The 9,968-nt window shown below is 72.6% G+C and carries 9 protein-coding genes; 5 read left to right on the forward strand and 4 right to left on the reverse strand.

Annotated features, from left to right (window positions below; translation table 11 throughout):
• The 5 genes from DW299_RS04820 to DW299_RS04840 all read left to right on the forward strand — a co-directional run.
• A partial coding sequence (locus tag DW299_RS04820; RefSeq protein ID WP_168443079.1) for an amidohydrolase family protein occupies window positions 1-659 on the forward strand: 659 nt, incomplete at its 5' end.
• A gap of 488 nt (window positions 660-1,147) precedes the next feature.
• Window positions 1,148-3,196: a sigma-70 family RNA polymerase sigma factor gene (locus DW299_RS04825; protein WP_136035898.1), complete on the forward strand. Its 2,049-nt coding sequence runs from the start codon at window positions 1,148-1,150 to the stop codon at window positions 3,194-3,196.
• 9 nt (window positions 3,197-3,205) lie between these two features.
• On the forward strand, window positions 3,206-3,577 hold the full coding sequence (locus tag DW299_RS04830) for a YrdB family protein (protein WP_136030984.1): 372 nt from the start codon (window positions 3,206-3,208) through the stop codon (window positions 3,575-3,577).
• A gap of 24 nt (window positions 3,578-3,601) precedes the next feature.
• Window positions 3,602-4,966, forward strand: a complete 1,365-nt coding sequence (locus tag DW299_RS04835) for an FAD-binding oxidoreductase (RefSeq protein ID WP_136035899.1) — start codon at window positions 3,602-3,604, stop codon at window positions 4,964-4,966.
• Window positions 4,959-5,366, forward strand: coding sequence for an NUDIX hydrolase (locus tag DW299_RS04840; protein ID WP_136030988.1), 408 nt, complete (start codon window positions 4,959-4,961; stop codon window positions 5,364-5,366). Before DW299_RS04835 ends, DW299_RS04840 begins: the two co-directional genes overlap by 8 nt.
• 7 nt (window positions 5,367-5,373) lie before the next feature.
• On the opposite strand, the gene nagB is transcribed toward DW299_RS04840, so the two are convergent.
• The 4 genes from nagB to DW299_RS04860 form a co-directional block, all read right to left on the reverse strand.
• Window positions 5,374-6,153, reverse strand: coding sequence for a glucosamine-6-phosphate deaminase (nagB, locus tag DW299_RS04845; RefSeq protein WP_136030990.1), 780 nt, complete (start codon window positions 6,151-6,153; stop codon window positions 5,374-5,376).
• Entirely contained in the window at window positions 6,146-7,111 is a 966-nt protein-coding gene (locus DW299_RS04850; protein ID WP_205814326.1) for an ROK family protein, read from the reverse strand. The genes nagB and DW299_RS04850 overlap by 8 nt, the downstream gene beginning before the upstream one ends.
• A 31-nt stretch (window positions 7,112-7,142) precedes the next feature.
• On the reverse strand, window positions 7,143-8,330 hold the full coding sequence (locus DW299_RS04855) for an ROK family transcriptional regulator (RefSeq protein ID WP_136030992.1): 1,188 nt from the start codon (window positions 8,328-8,330) through the stop codon (window positions 7,143-7,145).
• Between the two features lie 79 nt (window positions 8,331-8,409).
• Window positions 8,410-9,968: beta-N-acetylhexosaminidase (locus DW299_RS04860; protein WP_168443080.1), on the reverse strand; the 1,559-nt coding region annotated here is incomplete at its 5' end.

The raw sequence follows: 9,968 nt of genomic DNA on the forward strand, positions 1-9,968 counted from the left end.
GCGGCACCGTGCGCCAGGTGACGATCGCGCCGGAGCTGCCGGGAGGGCTGGACGCCGTGCGGCAGATCGTCGCCTCCGGCGCAGCGGCCGCCGTGGGGCACACCGACGCCGACGCCGACATGGCGATCGCGGCGTTCGAGGCGGGAGCGTCGATCCTCACCCACGCGTTCAACGCGATGAACGGCATCCACCACCGCGCCCCTGGCCCCGTGCTCGCCGCGGCCGCCGATCACCGGGTGATCCTCGAGGCGATCGCGGACGACATCCACCTCGACCCCGCTGTCGTGAAGCTCGTGTTCGACGCGGCGCCGACCAGGGTCGCGCTGATCACCGACGCCATGGCCGCCGCGGGCAGCGCCGACGGGCAGTACGACCTCGGCGCCGTTCGCGTGACGGTCCTCGACGGGGTGGCGCGCGCCGACGACACGGGCTCGATCGCCGGGTCGACGCTCACGCAGGATGTGGCACTGCAGCGCGCCGTACGCGCGGGGGTGCCCCTGACCGAGGCGGTGCGCGCGCTCACCGAGACACCGGCGAGGGCCGTCGGACGGCACACGCGTCTCGGCGCGCTGCGCGCGGGCATGCTCGGCGACGCCGTGCTGCTCGATGCGAGGCTGCGCGTCGCGCGGGTCTGGACGGGCCACGCACTGTCCGCCTAGAAGGACAGCACTCCGCGCGACGCGCAGCGCTGCGGCCTCCGATCGAACAGGTCGTGACACCCGCCGGACTCCCCAGATCGGCGGCTGTCTCTCCCGTAGAGCGGGATGGTGGGCCGCCGTTCTCCCCAGATCGGCGGCCCGTTCCCTCCCGTGTCGAGCGGGCGGGGCCGAGGGCTCCTCCCCCGAGGACCTCGACCCTTCCCCTGATGCAGAACCCCCCGCATCAGAGCCTGAACTCCGCCCCCCGGTGGAGTTCGCATGGCTGTCTCTACGGGATGAGACGAAGCGATCTCCAGTTCATTACGCGACTTCGGAAAAAGTTTTCGGGGCTGGATGCCGAATGACAGAACCCGATGGATCTCCTTCGAACAGAGCACGAAGGGGTGGCCTTATCAGGACTTTCGCGGGACAATCGTCGTACCGCGTAATAAGACGCGCGCTCGCGCGTCTCTTCCCCTGAGGGCCGATCCGCGCCCCGGGACAGATGGATGATTGTGCACCGAGAGAACACCACACCTGACGAGCCCATCGGCGATGCCGACCTGATCCTCCGCACCCGCTCCGGCGACACGACGGCGTTCGGCGAACTCTGGAAGCGTCACTACCCGTCCGGCATCGCCGTCGCACGATCAGTGACCTCGTCGATCGACCCGGACGATCTGGTGCAGGAGGCGTACACCCGCATCTACCAGGCGATCGCCAAGGGCGGTGGGCCCAACGGGTCGTTCCGCGCCTACCTGTTCACGAGCATCCGCAACACCGCCGCCGCGTGGGGACGCTCGCGCCGCGAGACCGCGATCGACGAGCTCGACACGGTGGCCGACCCGAGCAGCACCGAGAACGCCTCCAACGAGGCGCTCGACCGCAGCCTGACGGCGCAGGCATTCCGCAGCCTTCCCTCGCGCTGGCAGGAAGTGCTCTGGTACACCGAGATCGAGCAGATGAAGCCGCAGGAGGTCGCACCGCTGCTCGGCATGAAGGCGGGCGCCGTCTCCCAGCTCGCGTTCCGCGCGCGCGAGGGTCTGCGCGAGGCGTGGATCCAGGCGCACCTGCGCAGCGCGACCCCCGGGTCGGACTGCCAGTGGACGATCGAGCACCTCGGCGCGTACTCCCGCGGCAACCTCGGCACGCGTGACCACAAGCGCCTCGAACTTCACCTCGACGAGTGCGCGCGCTGCATGATCGTCGCCGCCGAGGCCAAAGACGTCTCGATGCGCCTCGCGCTCGTCATGCTGCCGCTGGTGCTCGGCGTCGCGGGTGCCGGTGGCTACCTCGCGACCCTGCAGGGCGGTGGCGCTCCGATCGTCGCGATGGCGGCCATGCCGTCGAGCATCGCCGGCGGCGTGCTGGTCGGCGATGGCGGGGCGGGGCACGCGGCAACGGGTGTCGCCGCGTCCGGTTCCGGCGCGTCCGGTGGGTCCGGCTCCGCGGGAGGCAGCAGCGCCGGCGGTGGAAGCGCGAGCACCGGAGGGGCGTTCACGGGCATGGGAGCGCTGGTCGGCGCGGGGTCGGCCGCACTGGTGGTCGCCGGGGTCGTCACCGCTGCCGCGATCGTTCCCGGTCTCGCCGGCGCCAGCCCCGCGACGTCGCTCCCGAGCGCCGCGGACGGCGACTCCTCGATCACGACCGACATCGCGCCCGACACGTCGCTCGGGCTCGACGAGCCCATCGTGATCGAGGCGCCCGCGGAGGAACCTCCCGCTCCTCCGGCCGCCGAGGTGCCGACACCGCAGCCGACCGAGCAGTCCGGCACGGTCGTCGTCCCGTCGGCGCAACCCGTCGCACCGATCGCGCCGCCCGAGCAGGTGGACCCGACCGACCCCACCGACCCGACAGATCCGACCGACCCCACCGACCCGACAGATCCGACCGACCCCTCGGACCCGACCGATCCCACGGACCCGACCGATCCCACGGACCCGGTCGAGCCCGCGAAGCCGACGGAAGGGCCGCAGTGGAGCGCCGCGACCTTCTCCTTCACCGGGATCCAGCTGCACTACACGGTGCCCGTCTCCGGAGCCCCGGGTCTCCAGGTGGAGGCGCTGATCGACGGCGCCACCGGTGGCGGCGACAGCATCACGCTGGATGATGCCGGCACGGGGACCATCGATCTCCGCCCGACCGCGCGTCAGCTGTGGAACGCGGACACCACCACGGTCACCTTCCGCTACGTGTTCCCGGACGGACCGGGGGCCTCGACAGACACCACGCTGCTGTCCCTCGCGCTCGAGACGCCCGTCGTCCCGGAGCAGCCCGCCGAGGACACCGCGCCCGTCGGCGACACGACGGCCGCGGCGGATGCGGCCGTCGTCCCCGACGAGACAGCGTCCGCTCCGGCACCGGCTGACGCGGAGCCCGCTCCGGCCGAGCCCGCTCCGGCCCCCGTCGAGCCCGCACCGGCCCCCGTCGAGCCCGCGTCGGTTGAGGCCCCGGTCGAGGCTGCACCGGCCGAGGCTGCACCGGCTCCCGTCGAGGCCGTCGCGACCCTCTCCGAGCCCGTCGCTGCGGCGGCAGAGGGCTCGACGATCGCCGAATAGACTGGAGTCATGACTCCGGATCCCGCCCCCGTCCCCGGCGTCGAACGTCAGGCGCTGACCGCGCTCGACCTCGTGCGCGTCGTCGTCCTGATCGCGGCGATCGCCTCTCTCGCCCTGTGGGGCTTCGCGAGCTGGGACCTGCCGTGGAACATCGTGATCGGCATCGGCGCGCCGGTCACGGCCCTGCTGCTGTGGGCACTGTTCCTGTCGCCCCGCCCCGTGCTGCGCGTGCACCCGTTCCTGCGTGCGCTGGTCGAACTGCTCATCTATGTGGGCGTGACGATCGCGTGGTGGTCCATGGGCCAGGCCCTGATCGGCACCGCCTTCGCCCTCGTCGCCGTGGTCGCCGGTGTTCTCAGCGGTCGCCGCGCCCTGACGTGAACTCGCCGTCGTGAGCATCCCGTCGTGAGCGTCGTCCCGCTGCTGCAGCAGGCGCTCGGCGCGCTCGTCGACACCGACGAGGACGCGCTCGAACGGGCGCGCTCCGACCGCTCCGGCCATGCCGCCGCGGGGCGCCCGCTGGCGATCGTGCATGCCGAGCGCGTGGAGCACGTGCAGGAGACCCTGCGCATCGCCTCGGCGACGCGCACGCCCGTGGTGGTCCGCGGCGCCGGCACGGGCCTCGCCGGGGCGGCCAACGCGGGCGAGGGTGAGATCGTGCTGTCGCTGCGACGCATGACGGCGATCCACGAGGTCCGCCCCGACGATCTGCTGGCCGTGGTCGAGCCCGGCATCCTCAACGCCGAGCTCAATGCCCACCTCGCGTCCTTCGGCCTGTGGTGGGCACCCGACCCCGCGAGCCGCGACATCTCGACGGTCGGCGGCAACATCGCCACGGGCGCGGGAGGACTGCTCTGCGCGAAGTACGGCGTCGTGCGGGATGCCGTCCTCGGCGTCGACCTCGTACTGGCCGACGGGCGGCTTCTGCACCTGGGGCATCGCAGCGTCAAGGGCGTCACGGGCCTCGACCTGACGGCTCTCGTCGTGGGTTCGGAGGGCATCCTCGGCGTCGTGGTCGGCGCGACGCTCAAGCTCCGGCGGCTCGTCCCCGGCGAGAGCTGCACCGTGACGGCTCTGTTCCCCGGTGTCCGCGCCGCGGCCGCCGCCTCAGCCGCCGTGACCGCCGCCGGGGTGCAGCCCGCGATCATGGAGCTCATGGACGCCCCGAGCCTCGCGGCCGTGCACGCTCTGCTCGGCCTGCCGGCGCCGACGCCCGGCACGGCGCAGCTGACCATCCAGACCGACGGGCCTGCGGCGGCCGCCGAGGCCGACGCGATCGACGCCATCCTGCGCGCCAACGACGGCGTCACCGAGGTGTCGCACGATCGCGCGGAGGGCGAGCGGCTGCTTGCGATCCGCCGGTCCATGCACGCCGCGATGGCCTCCCTCGGCACCACCCTGATCGAAGACGTCTCCGTGCCGCGGAGCGCCATGCCGGCGATGTTCGACGAGATCGCCCGCATCGAGCGCGAGTACGGTCTCGTGATCCCCACGGTCGCGCACGCGGGGGACGGCAATCTGCACCCGAACTTCGTGTTCGAGGGACCCGAGACCCCGGCACACGTCTGGGCCGCCGCCGATGAGCTGTTCCGCGCGGCGATCCGCCTGGGTGGCACGCTCACGGGCGAGCACGGCATCGGGGTGCTCAAGCGGCGCTGGCTTGCGGAGGAGCTCGGCGACGACCAGTGGCGGCTGCAGCGCGAGATCGCCGCCGTCTTCGATCCGCTCGGGATCCTCAACCCAGGGAAGGTGTTCGTCCCCGATGCCTGACATCCACGTGAGCGCGGCGGTGATCGTCGACGACCAGGGCCGCGTGCTGGTGGTCCGCAAGCACGGCACGACCAGGTTCATGCAGCCCGGAGGCAAGCCGGAGCCCGGCGAGAGCGCCGCGCAGACGCTCATCCGCGAACTGCACGAGGAACTCGGCGTGGCGCTGCGCGAGAGCGACCTCCGTCCGCTCGGACGGTTCGTGTCCGCCGCCGCGAACGAACCGGGTCACCGGGTCGTCGCCGATGCCTTCACCGCAGCGATCGATCCGGCCGGGGTACGGGTGCAGGCCGAGCTCGCGGAGCTGCGATGGATCACCCCGGAAGACGCGGAGACGCTGCCGCTGGCGCCGCTGAGCGTGGAGCACCTGCTCCCCCTCGCCTGGCCGGCCGCGACCCGGTGAGTCGGGGTCAGATCCCCTGCCAGGCCGGCTTGTTCGCGAACGTGTACCGGTAGTAGTCGGCGAGCTGCAGCCGGGAGGCCGCCGCCTCGTCGACCACGATCGTCGCATGCGGGTGGAGCTGGATCGCCGAGCCGGGCAGCAGGGCCGTCAGCGGACCCTCGACCGCTCCGGCGACCGCCTCCGCCTTGCCCTCGCCGAACGCGAGGAGCACGAGGTGCCTGGCCTGCAGGATCGTGCCCAGACCCTGCGTGATGCAGTGCATGGGGACATCGTCGATCGAGTCGAAGAAGCGGGCGTTGTCCTCGCGCGTCTGCTCGGTGAGGGTCTTCACCCGGGTGCGCGACGCGAAGGAGGAGCCGGGCTCGTTGAAGCCGATGTGCCCGTCGGTGCCGATGCCGAGGATCTGCAGGTCGACGCCGCCCGCCTCCTGGATCGCGGCCTCGTAGTCCTCACCCGCGTGCTGGATGGTCGCCTCCGCGCCGTTGGGCACGTGGATGCGCTGCGGGTCGAGGCCCAGGGGCTCGACGACCTCGCGGGTGATCACGGAGCGGTAGCTCTCGGGGTGGGCGGGGTCGATGCCGACGTACTCGTCGAGGGCGAAGCCGCGCACCCGGGAGACGTCGCGCCCGGCGAGCTGCGCGCGCAGGGCCTGGTAGACCGGCAGCGGCGTGGAGCCCGTGGCCAGGCCGAGGACGGCGTCCGGACGACGGTCGATCAGCTCCACGATCTCGGTGGCGACCAGCGCACCGGCGGCCTCGGGACTCTCGACGATGACGACCTCAGCCATGCGGAACGATCTCCTTCTCAGAAATGGATGCGCCCACCAGAGCGGCGCCGAGTGCGGCGGCGGGGGAACCCGCGGGGAGCAGTTCGATTCTCTCATCCAGGCGCAGAGACCTCGCGAACGGTGACGCCTCGGCGCCGGCGTGCAGTGCAGCCCTGATGCCTTCGTCGAGGCGGCTTCCCATGGCCGTGAGGCCGCCCCCGATCACCACCGTCTCGACGTCGGCCGACAGCACCAGCACGCGGACCGCGGCGGCCGCGCCGAAGAAGAGGTCGTCACGCAGCGCGAGCGCCAGCGGGTCGCCGGCATCGGCGGCGTCGAAGATGTCCCTGACCGGCAGCGCGCCGGGTCGACCCCAGGCCTTGGCGAGTGCGCCGCCGCCGCAGAACGTCTCCACGCAACCGCGCTGTCCGCACCCGCACAGGCGTCCGTGCGGGTCGACCGAGATGTGACCGACCTCGCCGGCGGTCCCGCGCGATCCTCGCCAGATGCGACCGTCCACGACGATGCCCGCGGCCACACCGGTGCCGAGGTTCAGGTACGCCATCGAACCGCTCACGCCGCTGAGCACGGCGGCTCCGAGCGCCGCCGCCTTCACGTCGTTCTCGACGCGGAACGGCACGCCGAGCGCTCGCTCCGCCCGGTCGGCCAGGTCGAGCGACTCGACCCCGAGGTTGACGGCGTGCACGACGCGCCCCGCGTCCGCATCGACCAGCCCGGGGATGCCCACACCGACGGACCCGACGGCCGACAGCGGGACCCCGGTCTCATCGGCGAGGGCGACGACGGTCGACACGATGCTGTCGACGACGGCGTCCTCGCCCCAGCCCGTGGCGCGGCGCAGGCGTCCGAGGATCTCACCGGCGGGGTCGACGGCGACGGCGTCGATCTTGGTTCCGCCGACATCCAGGCCAACACGAATCGGCCGACCGGGCAGGTCGGCGGCAGCGATTCCGGTCATCGGATGCCGGTCTCGGTCGTGGTCGCGGAGGTCACGACACCCCCAGCTGCCCGGAGAGCACCATGACCGCGGCTCCGCGGAGCACGATGTCGTCCTGATGCGTGAGCCGCACCATCACGTCTTCGAACACGCCCTCCAGGGTGCGCGCGTGCAGGGTCTCGACCGCGGCGTCGATCAGCGTGCCGTCGAGCAGTTCCGCCGGGCCGGAGAGGACGACCTCGGACAGGTCGAGCGCGGCGACGATCGGGGCGATGGCGATGGCCATGCGCGTGCCGGCGTCGCGCAGGATGTCCTCGCGCGCCGAGGGGTCGGCGTCGAGGGCCTCCCGCATCCGGCTGACGCTGAGCCAGGCCTCCAGGCAGCCGATCTTGCCGCAGGCGCAGCGCGGGCCGCCATCGGTGCCGACGACCACGTGCCCGATCTCCCCCGCGGCGAAGCGACTGCCCAGCAGCGGCTGGCTGCCCGTGATGAGGCCGGCACCCACGCCTCGGCCGATCTTGATGAGCATGAAGTCGGCCTTCGCCTCGCCGAAGGTGTATTCCGCGAGGACAGCGGCGTTCGCGTCGTTGCGCGCGAGGACGGGCAGGTCGAGCTCGGCGCCGAGCTTCGCCTCGAGCGGGAAGTCGGTCCAGCCGAGGTTGGGCGAGCTCAGCACCAGACCGTCCGGTCGCACGACGCCCGGCGTGCCGATGCCGACGCCGAGCACGGGGCGCGTGGCGGCGTCGACGAGGCTCTGTGCGAGCTCGCGGAGCGCGGCGTAGGCGGCCTCCCCGTCCGGGCGCTCCGGGCGAGGCACCTGGCGGCGCTCCAGCACGTCGCCGTCGAGGCTCAGCACGGCTCCCTCGAAGGCGTTCGGACCCGACAGGTCGAGGCCGACGATCTGGTGCCCGGCGCGGTCGATGTCGATGAGGATCGGCGGCTTCCCCGGACCCACCGCCTCGCGGACGCCCATCTCGATCACGATGCCGTCGGCGATGAACTCCGCGACGAGGTCGGAGATCGTGACCCGGGTCAGTCCGGTCTCCCGGGAGAGGTCGGCGCGGCTCATCGCTCCGGAGTGGTACAGCGTCTGCAGCACGAGGGCGCGGTTGTGTCCGCGGGCGTGCTCGGGGAGCACCTTGGTTCGCGAGCGCAGGTGCCGCGCGGGCCCGAAGGCGTGCGCGTTCGCGGCGACGAAGTCTGTCGTCGCCGCGGGGCGCTGATCATCCGAAACGGACATGTTTGTTAGTAGACCTTACGAACAAAAATTGCGCAACCTCTGCCCGCGGGGCCGCGGCCAGGGTTACCGAAACGTTACATTACTTTCGAGCCGCGCGGGCCCGTGCCGCAGAACCGTCCAGGAGCCGCTCCACCAGCCCCGCGACGATGGCCTCGCGCGCCTCCACCGTCAGCGGCTTTCCCGGAACGCCGGGGCGGCGCTGATCCGGGGACGGGCCATCCAGCGGACGATACCGCACCCCCGCCGCCGCCAGGCGACGCAGATGCGTCGGAAGCCGCCGCATGAAGTCCGCGAACGGCCGCGGCTCCCCGCCCTCCCACAGCCGCTCGGCGATCGCGGCGAGCCGCGGGAACATCGCGAAGTCCACGCGGTCCCGGCTGGGCAGGTGCTCGCTCCACACGTTCGCCTGACCGCCCACCGCACCGTCCTCGATCCGGAGCGAGTACGCGCGGGCGAGCGGCAGCGGGGGTCCCACCCTGATCGGCTCCTCGGGCGACTCCGACTGCGGATAGTCGAGGTAGACCTCCAGGTCGGGGCACGCCACCACGGGGATCCCGCGGCTCAGTGCCTCCCGCATCGCGACGGGTCCGCGCCACGCGAGGATGCGCACGCCCTCCGGCACCTCGCCCTCCAGCACCTCGTCCCACGCGAGCGCCGTGCGACCCCGCGCGCGCACGTGCGCCACGAAGTGCGCGGTGAACCAGGGCTGCACGTCATGCGGCGTCGCCAGGCCCAGCGCGCGCATCCGCTCCGCTGCCGCCTCGCTCTGCGCCCACTCCGTCACGGGCACCTCGTCCCCGCCGATCCCGATCCACTCCGCGTCGAACACGTCGCAGAGGGCATCGATCGCCGCACGGCCGAAGGCCAACGCCGCTTCCGTCGGGGCGAGCGTACGCGCGTTCACGCCGAACCGCTCCCACGGGCCGCTCGCCGGCACGCCCACATCGGTGTTGCCGAGCTCGGGGTACGCGGCCAGCGCGGCCTGGATGTGCCCGGGCAGCTCGACCTCCGGCACCAGGGTCACGCCGCGCTCCGCCGCATAACGGACGAGGTCGCGCAGCTCGTCCGTCGTGTAGAAGCCCTCGTGCACGCCGGGCTCGACCGTGGCCTCGGGCCCGTGCCCGCGCTGGGTGGCCTCCCGTCGCGCGCCGACCTCCGTCAACCGCGGGTAGCCGGGCACTTCGAACCGCCAGCCCTGATCGTCGGTGAGGTGCAGCTGCAGGATGTTCAGGTGGTGCAGCGCCAGCAGGTCGATCAGACGCCGCACGTCGTCGACCGGGCGGAAGTGCCGCGCCACGTCGAGCATGACGCCGCGCCAGCCGTACGCCGGCGCCCCCTCCCACACACCGGCCGGAAGCAGCACCTCGGCCTGCGCAGGGGCGTCGGGGTCGCGCAGCTGCCGCAGCACGGTGGCGCCCCGGAAGACTCCGAGCGGACTCGCACCGCGGATCTCGACCCCGTCGGCGGACACGGTCACGCGGAACGCCTCGTCCCCCACGCGGCCGGCGCGGGCGGCCGCGGCCCCGAGGGCGTCATCCAGCGTGAGTCGGATGCCCTGACCGGTCCCCTGGCCTCCCCCGCCCAGCCAGTCGACGGACGCGGACAGCTCGGACACCGCGTCGATCGGGGTGTCCGAGC

Origin of the sequence: Microbacterium sp. K35, from assembly GCF_004794375.1 — a bacterium.
GTDB lineage: Bacteria > Actinomycetota > Actinomycetes > Actinomycetales > Microbacteriaceae > Microbacterium > Microbacterium sufflavum.

Coding starts and splice junctions, on each gene's coding strand:
- nagB (WP_136030990.1), bottom strand. CDS start 6,153: ATGGCTGAGGTCGTCATCGTCGAGAGTCCCGAGGCCGCCGGTGCGCTG.
- DW299_RS04825 (WP_136035898.1), top strand. CDS start 1,148: ATGATTGTGCACCGAGAGAACACCACACCTGACGAGCCCATCGGCGAT.
- DW299_RS04855 (WP_136030992.1), bottom strand. CDS start 8,330: ATGTCCGTTTCGGATGATCAGCGCCCCGCGGCGACGACAGACTTCGTC.
- DW299_RS04850 (WP_205814326.1), bottom strand. CDS start 7,111: ATGACCGGAATCGCTGCCGCCGACCTGCCCGGTCGGCCGATTCGTGTT.
- DW299_RS04840 (WP_136030988.1), top strand. CDS start 4,959: ATGCCTGACATCCACGTGAGCGCGGCGGTGATCGTCGACGACCAGGGC.
- DW299_RS04830 (WP_136030984.1), top strand. CDS start 3,206: ATGACTCCGGATCCCGCCCCCGTCCCCGGCGTCGAACGTCAGGCGCTG.